The 18,838-nt window shown below is 74.0% G+C and carries 15 protein-coding genes; 9 read left to right on the top strand and 6 right to left on the bottom strand.

Annotated features, from left to right (window positions below; genetic code table 11):
- Nucleotides 1–162 precede the first annotated feature (162 nt).
- Nucleotides 163–2,004 carry an SdiA-regulated/phytase-like domain-containing protein gene (locus Dvina_RS27570; RefSeq protein WP_223092242.1) on the top strand — a complete coding sequence of 614 codons (1,842 nt, stop codon included), beginning with the start codon at nucleotides 163–165 and terminating at the stop codon, nucleotides 2,002–2,004.
- Between the two features lie 152 nt (nucleotides 2,005–2,156).
- Here Dvina_RS27570 and Dvina_RS27575 read toward each other — a convergent pair whose 3' ends face one another.
- The 3 genes from Dvina_RS27575 to Dvina_RS27585 form a co-directional block, all read right to left on the bottom strand.
- Complete coding sequence (locus Dvina_RS27575) at nucleotides 2,157–4,238, bottom strand: 3-hydroxyacyl-CoA dehydrogenase NAD-binding domain-containing protein (protein WP_246656597.1); 2,082 nt, start codon at nucleotides 4,236–4,238, stop codon at nucleotides 2,157–2,159.
- A 65-nt stretch (nucleotides 4,239–4,303) separates the two neighbouring features.
- The gene (locus Dvina_RS27580; RefSeq protein WP_223092243.1) at nucleotides 4,304–5,515 is read right to left on the bottom strand and encodes an acetyl-CoA C-acetyltransferase; all 1,212 of its coding nucleotides are present in this window, start codon (nucleotides 5,513–5,515) and stop codon (nucleotides 4,304–4,306) included.
- Nucleotides 5,516–5,577: 62 nt separating this feature from the next.
- On the bottom strand, nucleotides 5,578–6,387 hold the full coding sequence (locus tag Dvina_RS27585; protein WP_223092244.1) for a class I SAM-dependent methyltransferase: 810 nt from the start codon (nucleotides 6,385–6,387) through the stop codon (nucleotides 5,578–5,580).
- Nucleotides 6,388–6,473: 86 nt separating this feature from the next.
- Between Dvina_RS27585 and Dvina_RS27590 the strand changes: the two genes are divergently transcribed.
- Nucleotides 6,474–7,139: a winged helix-turn-helix transcriptional regulator gene (locus Dvina_RS27590; protein ID WP_223092245.1), complete on the top strand. Its 666-nt coding sequence runs from the start codon at nucleotides 6,474–6,476 to the stop codon at nucleotides 7,137–7,139.
- An 8-nt stretch (nucleotides 7,140–7,147) separates the two neighbouring features.
- Here Dvina_RS27590 and Dvina_RS27595 read toward each other — a convergent pair whose 3' ends face one another.
- Nucleotides 7,148–8,356 (bottom strand): acyltransferase family protein, encoded by a 1,209-nt coding sequence (locus Dvina_RS27595; RefSeq protein WP_223092246.1) that lies wholly within the window; start codon nucleotides 8,354–8,356, stop codon nucleotides 7,148–7,150.
- 101 nt (nucleotides 8,357–8,457) lie between these two features.
- On the opposite strand from Dvina_RS27595, the gene Dvina_RS27600 reads away from it, so the two are divergent.
- From Dvina_RS27600 to Dvina_RS27625, 6 genes are all read left to right on the top strand, one after another.
- Nucleotides 8,458–9,318: an SDR family oxidoreductase gene (locus tag Dvina_RS27600; RefSeq protein WP_223092247.1), complete on the top strand. Its 861-nt coding sequence runs from the start codon at nucleotides 8,458–8,460 to the stop codon at nucleotides 9,316–9,318.
- Nucleotides 9,319–9,341: 23 nt separating this feature from the next.
- Nucleotides 9,342–10,982, top strand: a complete 1,641-nt coding sequence (locus tag Dvina_RS27605) for a cation:proton antiporter (protein WP_223092248.1) — start codon at nucleotides 9,342–9,344, stop codon at nucleotides 10,980–10,982.
- A gap of 49 nt (nucleotides 10,983–11,031) precedes the next feature.
- Entirely contained in the window at nucleotides 11,032–11,853 is an 822-nt protein-coding gene (locus Dvina_RS27610) for an SAM-dependent methyltransferase (protein WP_223092249.1), read from the top strand.
- 24 nt (nucleotides 11,854–11,877) lie between these two features.
- Nucleotides 11,878–13,023: a CaiB/BaiF CoA transferase family protein gene (locus Dvina_RS27615; protein WP_223092250.1), complete on the top strand. Its 1,146-nt coding sequence runs from the start codon at nucleotides 11,878–11,880 to the stop codon at nucleotides 13,021–13,023.
- Nucleotides 13,024–13,086: 63 nt separating this feature from the next.
- Nucleotides 13,087–13,851 carry a hypothetical protein gene (locus Dvina_RS27620; protein ID WP_223092251.1) on the top strand — a complete coding sequence of 255 codons (765 nt, stop codon included), beginning with the start codon at nucleotides 13,087–13,089 and terminating at the stop codon, nucleotides 13,849–13,851.
- A complete protein-coding gene (locus tag Dvina_RS27625; protein WP_223092252.1) occupies nucleotides 13,848–15,515 on the top strand; it encodes a hypothetical protein in 1,668 nt (555 codons plus the stop codon). The genes Dvina_RS27620 and Dvina_RS27625 overlap by 4 nt, the downstream gene beginning before the upstream one ends.
- A 62-nt stretch (nucleotides 15,516–15,577) precedes the next feature.
- Here Dvina_RS27625 and Dvina_RS27630 read toward each other — a convergent pair whose 3' ends face one another.
- Entirely contained in the window at nucleotides 15,578–16,486 is a 909-nt protein-coding gene (locus tag Dvina_RS27630) for a LysR family transcriptional regulator (RefSeq protein WP_223092253.1), read from the bottom strand.
- A 317-nt stretch (nucleotides 16,487–16,803) separates the two neighbouring features.
- Here Dvina_RS27630 and Dvina_RS27635 point away from each other — a divergent pair, with 317 nt between their 5' ends.
- Nucleotides 16,804–18,255: an MFS transporter gene (locus Dvina_RS27635; protein WP_223092254.1), complete on the top strand. Its 1,452-nt coding sequence runs from the start codon at nucleotides 16,804–16,806 to the stop codon at nucleotides 18,253–18,255.
- 27 nt (nucleotides 18,256–18,282) lie between these two features.
- Here the strand turns inward: Dvina_RS27635 and Dvina_RS27640 are convergent, their stop codons facing one another.
- Nucleotides 18,283–18,732: an endonuclease VII domain-containing protein gene (locus Dvina_RS27640; protein ID WP_223092255.1), complete on the bottom strand. Its 450-nt coding sequence runs from the start codon at nucleotides 18,730–18,732 to the stop codon at nucleotides 18,283–18,285.
- Nucleotides 18,733–18,838: the final 106 nt, after the last annotated feature.

Raw genomic sequence — 18,838 nt, forward strand, 5'->3', positions numbered from 1 at the left:
ACGTTTGCCTGGCCCGCTCCGTCTCAGTGAGGAGATGGCCCGTCACACACACAGGGTAGGCCGCCGGGCGTGTCCGGGGGCGGTGTGACGGGCCGGTGGGCATGATCGGATTCGGGGCGGGCTGTGGCCGGTTTCTCAGGGGTGTCTGCAACACTGTCGCGCATGCTGCAGCGGGTCGGGGGCGCGATCGGGGCGTCCGTGTTGGTGGTGGTCGTGCCGGCGGTGGCGGCGCTGGGGATTGCGGCGGCGGCGTACGGTGCGCCGAGCCCGACACCGTCCGCCTCCGGCGCGGCGAACCCCAACCTGGGCCCGGCCGTCAGCGGAGTCACCATGTGCACGATGAGCGACCCGCAGCTCACCGAGGTCTCGGGGCTGGTGGCGACCGCGGACGGCTACGCGGCGATCAACGACAGCAACATCGAGCGGTCCCGGGAGAAGATCTTCTTCCTCAACGACCAGTGCGCCGTGACCCGCACCGTCGCCTACCCGAGCAGCGCCTTCGACCCCGAGGACCTGGCGGTCGCCAAGGACGGGACGCTGTGGGTCGCCGACGTCGGTGACAACACCACGCTGACCGGCGGCTCGGGCAACCGCCGCTCGTCGATCGCGCTGTGGAGCCTCGCCCCCGGCGCGAACACCCCGGTCATCCACCGCCTGGCGTACCCGGACGGCAAGGCCCGCGACGCCGAGGCGCTCATCATCGACGGCGACGGCCGCCCGGTGATCATCACCAAGGACCCGGTCGGCGAGGTGTACACGACGGCCGAGCCGCTCCCGGCCAACAACGCGAACCCGGCCCCGCTGACCCGCTCCGGCACCTTCCGCCCGCAGGCGACGGGCACCGCGAACCCGTACGGCATCGTCGGCACCGCCGTGGTCACCGGCGCCGCGCTGAGCCCCGACGGCAAACGGGCCGTGGTCCGCACGATGTCCGACGCCTACGAGTTCGACGTCACCGACGGCGACGTCGTCGAGGCGATCACGGGCGGCCAGAAGCCCCGCATCACCCCGCTGCCGAGCGAGCCGCAGGGCGAGAGCATCGCCTACAGCCGCGACGGCACCACCTTCCTCACCACCTCCGACCAGCCCAAGGCCACCCCAATCCTGAAGTACACCCCCTTCGCCCCGCCGGCGCCCGCCTCGGCCGCGCCGGTGGTCCAGGCGCAGACCCCGAAGACCGCCGGCCGCTCGTTCCTGGACAGCCTTTCGCTGCAGGACATCAAGCGAATCGTCATGGGCGTCGGCGTGTTCGGCATCCTGATGATCGCCGCCGGCGTGTTCGCGGTCGTCCGCTCCCGCCGCCGCCGTCGCTCCCTCCTGGCCCCGGCCGCCGCCCCGATCCCCGCTCCCGGCCCCGCCGGGCCCGCGGAGGACTCCCCGGCCGAGGACTCCCCGGGGCAGGACCCGACGGCCGAAGGGTCCGTGCAGCCGGCGGGCGCGAGCCCGGCCGCACCCGCCGCCCCGGCCGACGACGTGGCCTCCGCCGAGACACAGCGCGTCACCGCCACCGGCACGCCGGCACCCACCGACGCGCCCGCCGACTCACCGGCCGACGCGGCTTCCGCCGAGACGCAGCAGGTCGCCGGCACCGACGAGACCCAACTCGTCACCGGGGCCACCGACGAGACCCAACCGGTCGCCGGGACCGACGCGCCGGCGCCCCCGTCGACGGCGAAGGGCGACTCGACGACCCCGGCCGGTGACGACGCGGCGGCCGGAGCGGAGACCACCGTCGCGCCGAAGTCCGTCTCCGCACCCGCGTCCGCGGGTGTGCCGGCCGAGGCGGCCGGGACCGACACGTCCAGGCCGGCGATGACGGTCCCCACGCAGAGCACCGGCGCCGCCCAGAGCACCGGCACCGGCGCCGGCGAGCCGGGCCGATCCCAGTCCGGCCGTGCGGCGAAGGCGGCCCGGGGCACCAAGGCGGCGAAGTCCACGAAGTCGGCCCGCGCCCCGCGGCGGCCGCGGTCGGGCGGAGGGGCCGACGACGCCGGCCCGTCCTGAGCGCCGGGCCGCTCGACCGGCCCGACGCGGCCGGGGTAAGGCACGGCCGGCGTGGCCGCGGTGAGGCGTGGGCGGCCGCGTCGAACAGCGGCGAGCCGCGGCCCCGCCGGAGCGGGACCGCGGCTCGTGGGTACTGACACCGGCCGGGCGGGCTACACGAACGTCGAGCCCTCCGCGGCCTTGGCCCGCAGCAGCGCCGGGGGCGTGAAGCGCTCCCCGTAGCGCTCGGCGAGCTCCTCGGCGCGGGCGATGAACCCGGGCAGGCCGCCCGCGTACTGGTTGATGTACTGCAGGACGCCCCCGGTCCAGGCCGGGAACCCGATGCCGAGAATCGACCCGACGTTCGCGTCCGCCACCGAGGTGAGCACGCCCTCGTCCAGGCACTTCACGCTCTCCAGCGCCTCGGCGAACAGCATCCGCTCCTGCATGTCCATGAACGGCACAGCCACGGCCGGCCCGGACCCGGCCGGAGAGGACGCGGCCGGGCCGGCGAAGTGCGTGCGCAGGCCCGGCCACAGGCGCGTCCGCTTGCCGTCCTCGTACTCGTAGAAGCCCGCGCCGCCCGACCGGCCGGGGCGGCCGAACTCGTCGACCATCCGGTCGATGAGCGCGTCGGCGGGGCTCGGCGTCCACGTGCCGCCGCCGGCGACGATGGCCGCCGCCGTCGCGTTGCGGATCTTCTGGGGGAGGGTGAGCGTGAGTTCGTCCATGAGCTGCAGGACCGGCGCCGGGTATCCGGCCTGGAGGCTGGCCTGCTCGATCGACGGGGCCGGCACGCCCTCGGCGAGCATCCGCAGGCCCTCGAGGGTGAACGTGCCGATGACCCGGCTGGTGAAGAAGCCGCGGCTGTCGTTGACGACGATGGGCGTCTTCTTCAGCAGCCGTACCACCGCCAGCGCCTTGTCCAGGGCCTCGTCCGACGTCTCCGCGCCGCGGATGACCTCGACGAGCGGCATCTTGTCGACCGGGGAGAAGAAGTGCAGCCCGACGAAGTCGCCGCGCCGGCGCACCCCCTCGGCCAGCAGCGAGATGGGCAGCGTCGACGTGTTCGAGCACAGCAGCGCGCCGGGCGCGACGACGTCCTCGATCTCGGCGAACACCTTGTGCTTCAGGCCGGGGTCCTCGAACACGGCCTCGATGACCAGGTCGGCCCCGGCGAGGTCGGCCACGTCCGCGGTGGGTGTGATCCGGTCCAGCAGCGCCTGGTCGTGGCGGCGGGTCGCCGCGTACGCCTTGCCCTTCTCCGCCGCCTCGAGCGTGACGTCCTTGAGCAGGACGGGCAGCCCGGCCTTGGCGCACACGTACGCGATGCCGGCGCCCATCATGCCGGCGCCGAGGACGGCGACCTTGCTGAAGCCGACGTTCGCGGCGCCGCGGGAGTTGGCGGCCTGCATGTCGAAGAAGAACGCCTTGATCATGTTTTTGGCGGTCTGGCCGGTGGCGAGCTCGACGAAGTAGCGGCCCTCGATGGCGAACGCGGTGTCCAGGTCGACCTGCGCGCCTTCGACGGCGGCGCAGAGGATGTTGCGCGGGGCCGGGTACGGGGCGCCCTTGAGCTCCTTGCGCAGGGTCGCCGGAAACGCGGGGAGGTTCGCGGCGAAGGACGGGCTGCTGGGGGTACCCCCGGGAATTTTGAAGCCCTTGACATCCCACGGCTGGACGGCGCCCGGATGCTCGGCGATCCACTGCCGGGCGGCGGCGATCAGGTCGCCCGCCGGCGCCACGGCATCGACGAGGCCGACCTGCAGGGCCTTGGCGGGGCGGTGCCGCTGACCCTTGAGCAAAACCTGCATGAGCGCGTCGGCGATCCCGAGCATCCGCACGGTGCGCACGACGCCGCCGGCGCCGGGCAGCAGGCCGAGGGTGACCTCGGGGAAGCCGATCTCGACGCGGGCGTCGTCGGCGACGATCCGGTGGTGGCAGGCGAGCGCCAGTTCCAGGCCGCCGCCGAGCGCGGACCCGTTGATCGCGGCGACGACGGGCCGGCCGAGCGTCTCGAGGCGCCGCAGCAGGCCCTTGAGGTGCGTCGTCGAGGCCGTGACGGCGGCCGCCTGGTCGGGGCCGATGCTCGCGAGCAGGTCCAGGTCGCCGCCGGCGAACCAGGTCTTCTTCGCCGAGGCCAGGATGACGCCGGTGATGTCGTCGCGCTCGGTGTACAGCCGGTCGATGACGGTGCCGAGCGCCTCGGTGAACGCGGCGTTCATGGTGTTGGCGGACCGCGCCGGGTCGTCCATGGTCAGCAGGACGACGCCGTCCGCGTCCCGCTCGTAGCGGATGATCTCCACGTCGCTCCCCCGGTTCACAGTCGCTCGACGATCGTCGCGATGCCCATGCCGCCGCCGACACACATCGTGGCCAGCCCGTACCGCTCGCCGCGGCGTTCGAGCTCGTCGACGAGCGTGCCGAGCAGCATGCCGCCGGTCGCGCCGAGGGGGTGGCCCATGGCGATGGCGCCGCCGTTGACGTTCACCCGGTCCAGCTCGAAGCCCATGTCCTTGGCGAAGTGCAGCACGACAGCGGCGAACGCCTCGTTCATCTCGACGAGGGCGATGTCGTCGACGGTGAGCCCGGCCTTCGCCAGGGCCTTGCGGCTGGCCGGCGCCGGCCCGGTGAGCATGATCAGCGGGTCGGCGCCGCTGACGGCGGCGGACACGATCCGGGCCCGGGGCGTCAGCCCGAACTCGCGCCCGGCCGCCTCGCTGCCGACGAGCACCAGTGACGCGCCGTCCACGATCCCCGACGAGTTGCCGGCGGTGTGGACGTGGTCGATGCGCTCCACCCAGTGGTACTTCTGCAGCGCCACGGCGTCGAACCCGCCGAGCTCGCCGATGGGCGCGAACGACGCGGGCAGCGCCCCGAGGCCCTCCATCGTCGAGGCCCGCACGTGCTCGTCCCGGTCGAGCACGACGAGCCCGTTGCGGTCGCGGACCGGGATCACCGAACGCGCGAAGTGGCCCCCGGCCCAGGCCTTCGCGGCGCGGGTCTGCGACTCCAGGGCGTAGGCGTCGACGTCCTCGCGGCTGTAGCCGTCCATGGTCGCGATCAGGTCGGCGCCGATGCCCTGCGGCACGAACCCGGTCGCGAAGTTGGTCTCGGGGTCCATCGCCCACGCGCCGCCGTCGGAGCCCATCGGCACGCGGGACATCGACTCGACGCCGCCGGCGAGGATCACATCCTCCCACCCGGCCCGGACCTTCTGCGCCGCGATGTTGACGGCTTCCAGCCCGGAGGCGCAGAACCGGTTGAGCTGCACGCCGGCCGCGGTCTCCCCGAGCCCGGCCGCGATCGCGGCGGTGCGGGCGATGTCGGAGCCCTGGTCGCCGATGGGTGAGACGACACCGAGGACGACGTCGTCGATGCGTTCGGGGTCGAGCCCGGGGTTGCGGGTACGCAGCTCGTCGATCAGCCCCACGACGAGTGAGATGGGTTTGACACCGTGTAGCGAGCCGTTCCTCTTACCGCGGCCGCGAGGTGTGCGAATGGCATCGAAAACGAAAGCCTCAGTGCTCACCTACTCAAGAGTAACCAGGCGTCGCCCCGCACACCAGACCGCCCCGGGCCCGCCGGCCGGCGTCAGCGACCGGCCCGGGCCGCGGTCACCAGCAGGTACTCCCAGTCCATCGACCCGTCGGCAGCGCGGAACCGGGCGGCGAGCGCATCGAGTGCCGCGTCGAGCTCGGCGGTGCGGGCCGGATCGTCCTGCAGCGCCCGGTACACGGCGAGCGTCGGGCCGTAGTTGCGCTTGAAGTACTCCCGGAACCCGTCCGCGGCGGCGAACGCCTCGACGCGCAGGCGCTGGGTCCGCACCGTCACGTCTGTCACCCGATCGCCGAGGAGCGTGCGGACGTGCGCCTCGTCGCCCCACAGCGGCGCCGGCTGCGCACCGGGCGGGGGCGCGGGCGCGAACGGCTTCATCACCGCGAACAGCTGCCCGATGAACCCGCCCGGCGTCCAGCTGAGCAGCCCGATCGTCCCGCCCGGGCGGCACACGCGCACCAACTCGTCGGCGGCCACCTGGTGCGACGGCGCGAACATGACCCCGACGCACGAGAGCACGCAGTCGTACTCCCCGTCGGCGAACGGCAGCGCCTCGGCGTCGGCCTCGGCCCAGGTGAGCTTGGCGCCCCGCGCGTCGGCGAGGCGTTCGCCGGTCTCGAGCAGGGCCGGTGTGAGGTCACTCGCGGTCACGTCGGCTCCGGTGAGGGCGGCCGGGATGGCGGCGTTGCCGGTGCCGGCGGCGACGTCGAGGACCCGCTGCCCGGGCCCGATGCCGCACGCCTCGACGAGTAACGGCCCGAGGCTCGGGATGATGTCGGCGGCGACCGTCGCGTAGTCGCCGGAGGTCCAGATCGCGCGGTGCCTGTCTTTCAGCGGTGTGGTCATGGCAGCACGCTAGGTGGCCGCACGTGTCGGCAACCAGTACACGATCTGTACTGGAGCCGGCCGGGCGGGCGCCCTACGCTGCCGGTATGGGTGCCGGTTACCACCAGTTCTGCCCGGTCGCGAAGGCCATGGAGCTGCTCGACGAGCGCTGGACGATGCTCGTGCTGCGTGAGCTCATGGCGGGCAGCGACCGCTTCAACGATCTGCGCCGCGGCCTGCCGCGCATGTCCCCGGCGCTGCTGTCGAAGCGGCTGCAGCAGCTGACCGGCGCAGGCCTGGTCCGCAGTGAGGACGGCCGCTATGTGCTGACCGAGGCGGGCTTCGAGCTGGCCCCGATCGTGAACGCGATTGCGGTCTGGGGTGTGCGCTGGATCGGCGAGCTCGGCGACGCCGACCTGGACCCGAAGCTGCTGCTGTGGGACATGCACCGCCGCGTCGACCACGAAGCCGTCCCGCCGGGCCGTTCGGTGGTGCACTTCGACTTCACGGACGTGCCGGGCCCGGCACGGTACTGGTGGATGATCATCACCGCCGGTGCGGCCGACGTCTGCGACGACGACCCGGGCTTCGACGTCACGGTCACCGTCAACGGCACCCTGCGCCGCCTGACCGAGGTCTGGCGCGGCGACGTGAGCTGGCAACACGCCCAGCGCGACGGCGCGTTGCGGGTCCACGGCCCCGAACACATGCGCCGAGCCCTGCCCGCCTGGTTCACGCCGGCCCCGTACACCACGACCGCCCGCCCGGTGTAGCCGCCCCGTCACGCCGCGACGTGCGCTCGCCGGGCCGGCGCGGGCGAGCGCGGCGGCGGGGGCGGCGGCCGCTCGAACCGGTGGAACACCGCCACGCACCCGGCCAGCCCGGCGGCGAACACCGGCAGCCACAGCAGGCGAGCCGCCAGCCAGGACGCGCCGTCCGGTACCGTCTGCAGCCCCACCATCACCCCCGGCACCAGCAGCGACACGAGCAGCAGCGACGTCTGGTGCCACAGGAAGACCGTCATCGCCGAGCGGTTCACCGCGGTCACCGCCCGCCACGGCCGCGCACGGTCCATCGCCCGCCGCAGCGACGGCAGGATCAGCAGCGCCAGCCCGCACTGCCCGATGCCGAACGCGACGGCCGCGAGCGTCGGCGGGTTCAGGTTGGAGATCCCCTGCCCGGGGACGCCGACCATCGACACCGGATACCCGAGCCGGCCCGTCAGCACCACCGCCGCCCCGAGCCCGCCGGCGAGCATCACCCATCCGCTGCGCGCCGACCGGAGCCGGCCCCGCGACCAGGCCGCGCCCAGGCAGTACGGCACCAGCCACCCCGCGCCGAGGTTGATCCACCCGATCCATCCGGGTGCCCCGAACGCGAACCGCCCGAGGTCGACGGCGACCACCACCGCGAGCGGCCACCCGGGGTGCAGCCGGCGCACGAGCGGCTGGGCGAGGGTCAGCGCGGCGTACACGAGCAGGAACCACAGCGGCGACGCGACGAGCTTCAGCACCGTGCGCGACCGCACCGCCGCCGTGAACGCGTCGACGCTGCGCGACAAGCCCGGGGTGTACTGCCACAGGACCGCCCCGATCAGCAGCGCGCTCCACGCGGCGACCAGCACCAGCACGGGCCGGAACAGCCGGTGCAGCCGCGCCGACAACCAGGCCCGCCGACCGCCCGCCGCCGCGCCGCCGCCCGAACCGGCACCACCTCCCCGCCCGCGGGCCGTCACGGCCCCGCCGACGAAGAAGAACAGTGCCAGGGTCTGGAACACCCACGACGCGGGCGCGAGCCCCGGGGCGGCCCGCAGCGGGCTTGCCACATGCGCCGGTCCCCCGTCCACGACCAGTGCAGTGACCAGCCAGTGCCCCAGCACCACCCCGAGGATCGCCACCACCCGCAGCGCGTCGATCCCCCGATCCCGCCCGGGCGCCGCGACGGGGCCGGGCACCGGCGAGCCGGCGGTCCGGCCCCGTTCGGTTCGCATGGACGCACGGTAGGGAGCGGCCGCCGCCCGCCGCGTCACTCCGCGGAACCATCTGCGGGTAGCTCTCCGGTACTACGGCCGCTCCGGTATTACTGATCCCCATGGCGCGAATCCTCATCACCGGCGCGACGGGCTCTCTCGGGCGGCGGGTGGCGACGCTCGCGGTCGCCGCCGGCCACACGGTGCTCGGCACCCACGTACGGCCCTGGATCGAGGCGGTCGATCGTGGCCGTGGTGTCACGGAGGGCAAGGCCGACGCGGTGATCAGCCCGGTCCGGGTCGACATCCGCGACCGCGATGCGGTGCGTGACGTCGTCGACGCGGTCCGGCCGGACCTGGTCATCCACACCGCGGCGGGCCGCGACCGCAACGACTGGGCGGCCAACGCCGACGGCGCCGCGAACGTGGCCCTGGCCTGCGACGAGCGGGTGCGCCTGGTGCACGTCTCCAGCGATGCGGTCTTCTCCGGCCGGGCCGGCCGCGAGTACACGGAGGACGACCACCCCGACCCGATCTACCCGTACGGCGCGGCGAAGGCGGCGGCCGAGACGGCGGTGCGGGCGATCGCGCCCGGCGCGGTGGTCGTGCGCACGTCGCTGATCATGGCCGACGGTGGCAGTGGCCACGAGCAGCTCACCTACGACCTGCTCGCCGGGCGGGTCGACGGGGCGCTGTTCACCGACGAGATCCGCAAGCCGATCCACGTCGACGACCTCGCCGACGCGCTGCTGGAGCTCGGCGGCGGCGACGTCAGCGGGGTCGTGCACGTGGCCGGGCCGGACGCGGTGAGCCGCTACGACCTCGGCGTCCTGGTCGCCCGGCGCGACGGTCTCGACCCGGGGCCGCTGCGCGCCGCGACCGGCTCGGGCCGCCCCGGTGACGTCCGGCTCGGCATCGGGCCGGCAACGGGGCTGCTGCGGACGCGGCTGCGTGGCGCCTACGAGTTCATGCGCGCGGGGTGACCGCCCGATTAGGGTGATCTTCCGTGAACGGTGTGCAGCTGCTGCTGATCATTTTCGGTGGCATCGCGGTGTCGGTCGTCGCGCACCGCCGCGGGGTGCAGCCCGGCCTCATCGTCGTCGTCCTGGCCGCGGGCGCGTCGTTCCTGCCCGGCGTGCCACGCCTGGAGCTGGACAGTGAGCTCATCCTCGCCGTCGTCGTGCCCCCGCTGCTGTACTCCGCGACCCGGGCGGCGTCGTTCTCCGGGTTCTCGCAGAACCTGCGGCCGATCCTGACGCTCGGCGTGACGCTGGTGGTGCTGACCACCGGCGTCGCCGGCCTCGTCGGCAGCTGGCTGATGCCGGCGATCGGGCTGCCGGCGGCGCTGCTGCTGGGGGCGGTCCTGGCGCCGCCGGACACGATCACCACCGTCTCCCACGGCGACGAACTCGGGATACCCCGCCGGGTGACGGCGATCCTGACCGGCGAGAGCCTGGTCAACGACGCCACCGCGCTGACGCTGTTCGGGATCGCGGCGGCCGCGGCCGGGGCCGAGGAGACACTGTTCGACAACCCGTTCGGCCTGTTCGCGTACACCGCCGCCGCCGGGGTCCTGATCGGGATGGTGTTCGCGGGCGTCGCGCTGCTGCTGCGGCCGCGGCTGCACACGCCGGTGCTGGAGACGTCCCTGGCGCTGCTGCTGCCGTTCACCGCGTACCTGAGCGCCGAGCAGGTCCACGCCTCGGGCATCCTCGCGGTCGTCGCCTGCGCCTACCTGTTCAGCATCAACACGACCCTCGACCCGAAGTTCCAGTATCCGAGCGCCTACCGCACCCGCCTGCAGGAGGACGCGGTGTGGCCGGTCCTCGACTTCCTGCTCGAGACGTTCGTCTTCGCCTACATCGGCCTGCAGCTGCGGTTCGTCATCGCCGACCTGCGGCACGCGAGCGCCGAACCGGGCCTGGCCGTCACACTGCTGGCGGCGGGGGTACTGCTGGTCACGGTGATCCTGTTCCGCCTGCTCGCGGTCTGGATGATCTTCTCGTGGTGGGACCTGCGCCGCCGCGCCCTCGAACGGCGCATCCGCGACGACCCGGCGTTGCGCGCGCGGATGCGGCAACGGGCCGCGGACCGCCTCGCCCGCCGCCGGCGCCGCCGGGCCCGCGCCTACGGTGAGTGGCAGGCGTCGGGCGAGTGGCAGGCGGCCGGTGAGTGGCAGGGCCCGCTCGGCGCGCCGACCCCGCGCGAGTCGCTGATCGTCGGCTGGACCGGCATGCGCGGCATCCTCACCCTGGCCGCCGCGGCCGCGATCCCGCCCACGCTGCACAGCGGCGAGCAGTTCCCCGGCCGCGACGCGATCCAGGCGATCGCCCTGTTCGTCACCCTCGGGACGCTGCTGATCCAGGGCACCACCATCAGTCCCCTGGTCCGCCGCCTGAAGATCGACACGCACCGTGAACGCGAACGGGCGACGCAGCTGCTGGAGCGCGGCCGCCGGATCGCCACCGCCGCGATCAGCCACGACGGCCCGCCGACCCCGGCGGGCTTCGACGCCCAGCGCACCGCCGTCGTCACCGCCGTGCTGCGCGGCGACCTCGACGACGACACGGCCCGCATCCTGGTCCACGACATCGACCTGCGCCAGGCCGCCGAAACGCACCTGGCCCGAGAGGAACACACCGGATAGCCGCAAAACCACCTGGACATCCGGCGCCGCCGCTGCCACGGTCACCGGCATGGATGTCCTGAGCATGCACGAGATCGCCGAGGCCGGGCACCGGATCCTCAACCCGTTCACCGAGGACAAGCTGATGCTGCTCGGCGAGGTCTGCCGCCTGCACCCGGGCCAGCGGCTGCTGGACCTGGCCAGCGGCAAGGGCGAGCTGCTGTGCCGCTGGGCGGACGCCTTCGGCATCGAGGGCCTGGGCGTCGACATCAGCACCGTCTTCGTCGCGGCCGCCCGCGCCCGGGCCGTGGAGCTCGGCGTCGCCGACCGCGTCACCTTCGCCCTCGGCGACGCCGCACAGGCCGTCCCGCCACCCGGCGGCGCGGGCGACGCCACACGCCCGCACGCCGCGGAACCGGGCGGCGACCCGGGCGGTGCCGGGCCGCGATGGGAGTACGACGTGGTCTCCTGCATCGGCGCGACCTGGATCGGCGGCGGGCTGGCCGGGACGGTGGCGTTGATGCGGCGGGCGGTGCGGGACGACGGGCTGCTGCTGCTCGGCGAGCCGTACTGGGCCGACGACACCCCCGACGGGGCGTACGCCGCGCTGGACTGTCCGCGTGAGGTGTTCGCCACGCTCGGTGGGACGCTGGAGCGGCTCGAGTCGGCGGGGCTGGAGCTGCTGGAGATGGTCCTCGCCGACGGTGACAGCTGGGACCGGTACGTGGCGTCGCAGTGGTGGACGGTGTCCGACTGGCTTCGCGCGCACCCGGAGTCGCCGGACGCGCCGGCGATGCGCGAGTACCTCCGGGCGGCCCGGCGGACGCATCTGCAGTACCAGCGGCGGTACCTGGGCTGGGGCGTTTTTGTGTGCCGCGTCTCGGGTGCGTGATCGCCCGCCCGGTACCTTGCTGGCATGAGCGATGGACCGCTGCGGGATCTGCGCGTCGTGGAGCTGGCGGGGATCGGCCCGGGCCCGTTCGCGGCGATGCTGCTGGCCGACCTGGGCGCCGACGTGGTGCGGGTCGACCGGCCCGGGCCGGGCTCGCCGATCGCGCCGCCGGCGGCCGGGGACCTGACGAACCGGGGCAAGCGGTCGGTGGCCGCGGACCTGAAGACGCCGGAGGGTGTCGAGGTGGTCCTCGCCCTGGCGGAGCGTGCGCAGGTGCTGATCGAAGGGTTCCGGCCGGGTGTCGCCGAGCGGCTCGGGGTCGGCCCGGAGGCGGTCCTGGCCCGCAACCCCGCGCTGGTGTACGGCCGGATGACCGGCTGGGGCCAGGACGGCCCGCTGGCGGCGTCGGCGGGGCATGACATCACGTACCTGGCGCGGACGGGTGCGCTGCACGCGATCGGCCGGGCGGGCGGCCCGCCGCAGGTGCCGGTGAACCTGCTCGGCGACTACGGCGGCGGGGCGCTATACCTGGTCGTGGGGGTGCTCGCGGCCGTCCACGCGGCGACGGTCACGGGCCGCGGCCAGGTCGTGGACGCGGCGATCGTCGACGGCACCGCCCACCTGAGCATGATCGTGCACAGCCTCCTCGCCGCGGGCCTGTGGCGCGACGCGCGGGGCGTGAACCTGCTGGACACCGGCGCGCCGTTCTACGACGTGTACCGGACCGCCGACGACCGGTACGTGGCGGTCGGCGCGCTCGAACCGCAGTTCTTCGCCGACCTCGTGGCCCGGCTGGGCCTCACCGACCTGCCGGAGCAGTTCGACGTGCCGCGCTGGCCGCAGCTGCGGGCGCGGCTGGCGGCGGCGTTCCTGGACAAGACCCGGGACGAGTGGGCGGCGGTGTTCGACGGCACCGACGCCTGTGTCGCGCCGGTGCTGTCGCTGGCGGAGGCGCCCGCGGATGCGCACCTGGCGGCCCGCGGCACGTTCGTCACGGCGGGCGGCGTCACCCAGCCGGCTCCCGCGCCCCGCTTCACCACCCCGCCCACGCTCTCGCCGCCCGACCCGCCGGCCCCGCCGTCCGGGCGGCCGGACCGGGCTCCGCTCGGCGCGCCGCCCCGGCCGGGTCAGGACACCGCGGAGGTCCTCGCCGACTGGGGCATCCGGTGACCGCCGCCGGCCGGGCACCCCGGCCGCCGCGCGGTGCGGCGCACCCGGGCCGAGGGGTTTGACGTGGCCCGGCTCACCGAGATCGCCTACCGGCTCCCGCACGCCGACGGGTCGTTCCTCACCCACCTGCGGACACTGCTGGGCGGCGTGGCGCAGCTGTCGGCGGCGCCGGGCCGGCTCACGCTGACCCCGGCCGCGCCGGTGGGTGCGCTGCCGGTGACGGTGTTCGAGACCGCGGCCATCGACGTTGCGCAGGTGCGGTTCACGACCTCGGACGGCGACGCCTACGCCCTGCAGTCGCCGCCGGGCCCGTCCGGCGGCGGTGTCGCGCTCGGCGACCTGGCGGACCGGCTCGCCGCCCACGTCGAGGCGGTCGATCACACCGGGGTGAACCTGCCGGCCGCGTCGTCGGCGCAGCTGTGGCGGCAGACGGTGGACCGGATCGCCGGGTCGTCGGCGATGTACCGCTACCCGACGGGTGAGCCGTGGCCGTTCGTGCTCCCGGCGACCGCCGCCGAGCTCGACGGTGCGATCACCGCGTTCGTCGCGGGCCGGGAGCCCCGCTTCGAGCTGGTCCGCGACGACTGGCTGGCCGAGCCGCTGTGGCAGTTCGCGCTGCGGACCGACCTGTCCAGGGCGGCGCTGGAGCGGATGTTCCCGGAGCCGGACGGCACGGCGTTCCCGGGTCTGGGCGAGGTGTTCCGGGCGGTCACGGTGCGGGGCCGGCCGCTGGTGCGCTTCGACCTGTACTACCGCGGCGACGGTGCACCGGACGACTGGGAGACCGGCGAGTGGCTCGTCACGGCGGGCGGGCGGATCGGGGCATGAGGCACCTTCGGTGGGCGGGCCCGGCGGCCGTGGTGGTGGTGGCGGCGGCCGGGCTGTTCGCGGCGTACCTGCGGATGGCGCGCGCGGTGACGGTCAACAGTGACGGCGCCAGCAACGCGCTGCAGGCGTGGGACCTGTTCCACGGCAACGTGCTGCTGCGCGGGTGGACGCTGTCGGATGTGTCGTTCTACCCGACGGAGCTGGTGCAGTACGGCATCATCCAGCTCGTCACCGGCGTCACGACCGAGCAGATCCACATCGCGGCGGCGCTGTCGTGGACCCTCGTCGTGTGCTTCGCCGCCTGGCTCGCCCGGTCGGCGGCGACGTCGTGGCGCTCCGGCGCGGTCGCGGCCGGGGTCGCTGTCGCGGTGCTGGTGGTGCCGTCGCCGGGGGTCGGGTACCAGACCCTGCTGTCGTCGCCGAACCACACCGGTTCGGCGGTGCCGCTGCTGATCGCGTGGCTGCTGATCGACCGGGCCCGTGACCGTCCGTGGCTGCCGTATGCGGTGGGGGCGGTACTGGCGTGGGGGGCGATGGGTGATCCGCTCATCACGTTCGTCGGGGCGGCGCCGCTGATCGCCGTCACCGGCTATCGGACGGTGCGAGCCCGGGCGTGGCGCGGCCTCGACGTGCGGCTGGCGGCCGCCGGGGTCGGTTCGGTGGTGGTGTCGCACGCCGCGCTGTGGCTGATCGAGCAGGCCGGCGGGTTCCGGGCGCCGCGGCCGCCGATCGAGTTGTCGCCGATTGAGGTGTGGGCGGACCGGGCGGGGACGGTGTCGCGGATGCTCGGCACCCTGTTCGGCACGGCACGCCCGCATGTCCAGCCGGGTTGGGTGGAGACGACGCTGCAGGTGGTACGGGTGCCGGGACTGCTCCTGGCCGTCGTGGCGGTGCTGGTGACGGCGGTGGCCGCGGTCCGGGGCCGGGCCGACCGGGTCGACGCGGTCCTGGCCGCGGCGATCGTGTGCGACCTGGGCGCCGAGATCGTGTCGACGCTGCCGATCGACCTGCTGGCCACGCGCGAGGTCGCGCCGGTGCTGCCCCTGGCCGCGGTCCTGGCCGCCCGCCTCACCGCCCGCACACTCGACGACCGCCGCGCACCCGCCGTCGAGCGCTCCGCTCGACCCAATGCGCCGGTCGCCGAGCCGGCCACGCGAGCCGGCTCGGCAGCATCGCCCGCGATCGGCTCGATCACCCCGCCGGTTCTGGTTCGCCGATTCCGGGGCGCCGTGCTGGCGGTTCTGCCGGTCGTTCTCGCGGCGCAGCTGATCACCCTCGTCGCCTACGCCCCTCCGCAGGCCGCGCCGATCGAGGGTCAGGAAGCCGCAGAGTGGTTGCAGGATCACGGCATGCGGTACGGCCTCGGCTCGTACTGGGTGTCGAACAACATCACCGTCGGCACGTCACGCCAGGTCACGGTGGTGCCGACGCTCAGCGACCACGGGCGGCTGGTCGGCATGTGCTGGCAGACCCACACCGACATGTACGACCCGGCAAAGCACGACGCCCGCTTCGTGCTGCTGGAAAAGCACCGCCCCATGTACGGCACGGAGTCGGACGTCATCACCCAGTACGGCCCGCCGACGACCCGCCAGGACTTCCCCTCCTACGTGATCTTCGTGTACGGCCGGAACCTCCTGGAGGGCTTCGCCACGACCTGCTGAACACCACTCCGGTCGCGGCGCACCAGCCCGGACGTTCGTCGACCGCGCGCGGCCGCCGCCGGTCAGGCCCGGGCGGCCGCGTACAGCATGTCGCGTATCCCGGCCCGCTCCTCCTGGTCCTCCCGCCAGACCAGCCGCAGTGCCAGATCGGGCACGTCCAACGCCAGCCGCACGAGCCGCCCGCCGGCCACGCTGTCAGTGACGGCGAATTCCGGCAACAGCGTCACGCCGAGGCCTTGTTCGGCCCAGGCCCGCATCACCGGTACTCCCCCGGCCTTGACCCGCCGCGGCCCGTCCCCGAGCAGCCGCTGCCCGGCGAGCCAGAACGAGCACTCCGGCACGTTGACCAGCAGCCGCTCGCCCCGCAGGTCCTCGACACCGACCCGTTCACGCTGCGCCAGCGCGCTTCCGGGCGCCGCGACGAGCGCAAGCGGCACGGGTTGCAGGTCCAGGAATGTGAGCGACCCGCCCGGCACGGCGAACCCGAGCCCGCCGATGCCGTCCCCGGCGTCGAGCAGCAGCGCGGCGTCGAGATGCCCGTCGAGTACCCCACGCAGCAGCCCGTCCCGGACACCGTCCGCGTGTACGTCGACTTCGACGTCGGGCCGGCGTTGCGCGAACCGGGCCAGGATCCGCGGCACGTACACCTCGGCGATCGTCCCGAGTGCCCCGAGCCGCAGCACCGGCCGCAGATCCCGCACGTCGCGGACCGCGGCGTCGGCCTGCGCGAGCAGCGTCCGCGCCCACCCTTCGAGCCGCTGCCCGGCCGTGGTCAACGTCATGCCTTTCCCGCCCCGCACGAACAGCGCCACCCCGAGCGCCGCCTCGAGGGTCCGGATCTGCTGCGACACTGACGAGGGCGCCAACTGCAGCGCGACGGCCGCGTCGGTGACCGTCCGATGCCGCACCACCGCCGCGAACGTCCGCAACTGCCGCAGCTCCAGCGCCGCCGCTCCGCCGTCACCGTTCACAGGTCACCCGCACCATCGCGAGCAGCAACACGATGCCGCGCCGCCTGACGCCAGGGAGCGGCGCGAGACCACCCGCTGTGACGCCCACGACACGGGCGGTGAGGGGCGGCACGCACGACGTCTCACTCGGACGCAAAGCCGGCCGCGGCGCTTGCCGAACGGCCCGGTGACGCTGCACGGCCGGTAACTCTACTCAAGCAGCGCTCATCGGTAATCCTCGAACGCCGCAGGTGAGCCGCGCATTCGGTTTCCCCGAACGCCGCCTGCGGTCAGGCCGGTGGAGACGCAAACCCCGGTGCCGCACCGTAGGTCGGACCATGACCACTTCGCAGACTCACCAGCTCGCCTCAGCACCGGCCCGCCGCGCCCTGGCCGGCATCTCCCTCGGCTATTTCATGGTCCTGCTCGACATGACGGTCCTGGCCGTCGCCGAGCCGGACCTGGCCGCGTCCCTCCACGCATCAACGGCCGGCCTGCAGTGGGCGACCACCGCGTACACCATCGTCTTCGCCGCGCTCCTGCTCTCCGCCGGCGCCGCCACCGACCGCTACGGCGCCGCCCGCCTGTTCCACCTGGGCGTCGTCACCTTCACTGTCGCGTCGCTGCTGAGCGCCCTGGCCCCGGCCCTGTGGGTCCTCGTGGCTGTGCGAGCCGTGATGGGCGCCGCCGCCGCGGCGTGCGTACCGGCCTCAATGGCCCTGATCGCAAGCCTCTACCCGTCCCCGCCGGCGCGCGCCCGAGCGATCGCCACCTGGGCCGCGACGAGCGGCGCCGCGGTAGCGGCCGGCCCGATAGCCGGCGGTGCACTGGTCGGCGCCGCAGGCTGGCGCGCCGTGTTCCTGATCAACGTCCCACTCGGCCTGCTCGTCATCTTCCTGACCCGGCATCTGTACTCCCCCACGCCCCCACCACCAGACCCGCCCACCAGCACCACTGCGACGCCGGCCGGCACCGAGGCCAATCCCAGGCCCGCAACCACCGGGCCAGGGCCCGACGCGCCCCGCCTCGATACCCGCCCACGCATCGACTGGCCGGCCCACGCAGCCGCCGCGGCAGTCCTGGCCCTCGGTAGTGACACCCTCATCACAGCCGGCACCGGCAACCGCCCCCACCTCGTCCTGGCCGCCACCCTCACGGTGATCGCGCTCGCCGTGTTCACCGCCCGGGATCGCCGCAGCCGCACCCCGGTCCTCGACAGGCGTCTCCTGAGCGTCCCGGGCGTGCGCGCGGCGATCACGGCCGCCGCAGCGGTGAGCTTCGCGCTGTCCGGCGCCCTGTTCGTCCTGCCGCTGGTCCTGCAGCGCACGTACCACCTGGCCGCCCTCGAGACCGGCCTGGCTTTCCTGCCCCTGACGGTCCCGTTCGCCGTGAACCCGCCACTGACCGCCCGTATCGTCGCCAAATCCGGCCCGCGCATCCCGACAGCCGCCGGCCTGGCCCTCCTCACGTTCGGCGCCACAACCCTGGCCGCCGCCGTACACACCGGCGCCGCCTACCCCTGGCTGGCCCCGTCGCTGCTCCTCGTCGGTCTAGGCGTCTCCTTCGCCCTCCCCGCGCTGGCCACGGCGATCGTGACCGCCGCCCCACCGGGCGCGACAGGCGCCGCCGCCGGGATCCTCAACGCGGCCCGCCAGGCCGGTGCCTGCGCCGGTGTCGCCGCCATGGGCGCCACACTCCCGGCCGGTACAGATTGGCCGCTGCTGCTCTCAGGCTTGGTGACCGCAGCCGCCCTGGTCTACTTCGTGCTCCCGGGCCGCCCGCGCCGTTGAGTCCCAGCCGCGGGACAGCCGGCTCCGTCAGGCGTTGCCGAGCCGTCGGTGCCGCTCCAGATAGTCGCGGACCGCCTCCAGCAGCCCGGGGCTTTCCTCGACGGCCCACGTCACGGAGTTGCACCGCCCGCAGAGCAGCTGGCGGACTACACCGGTGCGGTGGTCGTGGTCGACGGACAGGCGTCGCGGTTCGCCGCCGCTGCCACGCCGGGTCTCGGGCTGTCCGCAGATGGCGCACAGGCCGCCCTGGTCCTGCAGCATCCGGTCGTACTGCTGTGGTGTGAGCCCGTACTTGTCCCGGAGGACCTGCGCGTGCGAGATCCGGCTGCCGCCCCCGGCGAGGTACTGCACCCGCCGTGCGACGGACAGGCACTGCTTGCACGGCTGCCGTGGCCGTGAGGAGTGGCCCTGGTTGTAGAAGGCGTCGCGCGGCTGCGTGTCACCGCATCGCCGGCACGCGACGGTCTCGTCTGTCACGCCTGCAGCGTACTGCAACATACAACGTTGTGTAGAGGCATAACTTAACTGTCATTATGGTGTATGCCTTCCCCGGCGCTTCCGAGCGCCCCCACGGCCGTTCCGC

Origin of the sequence: Dactylosporangium vinaceum, from assembly GCF_019904175.1 — a bacterium.
GTDB lineage: Bacteria > Actinomycetota > Actinomycetes > Mycobacteriales > Micromonosporaceae > Dactylosporangium > Dactylosporangium vinaceum.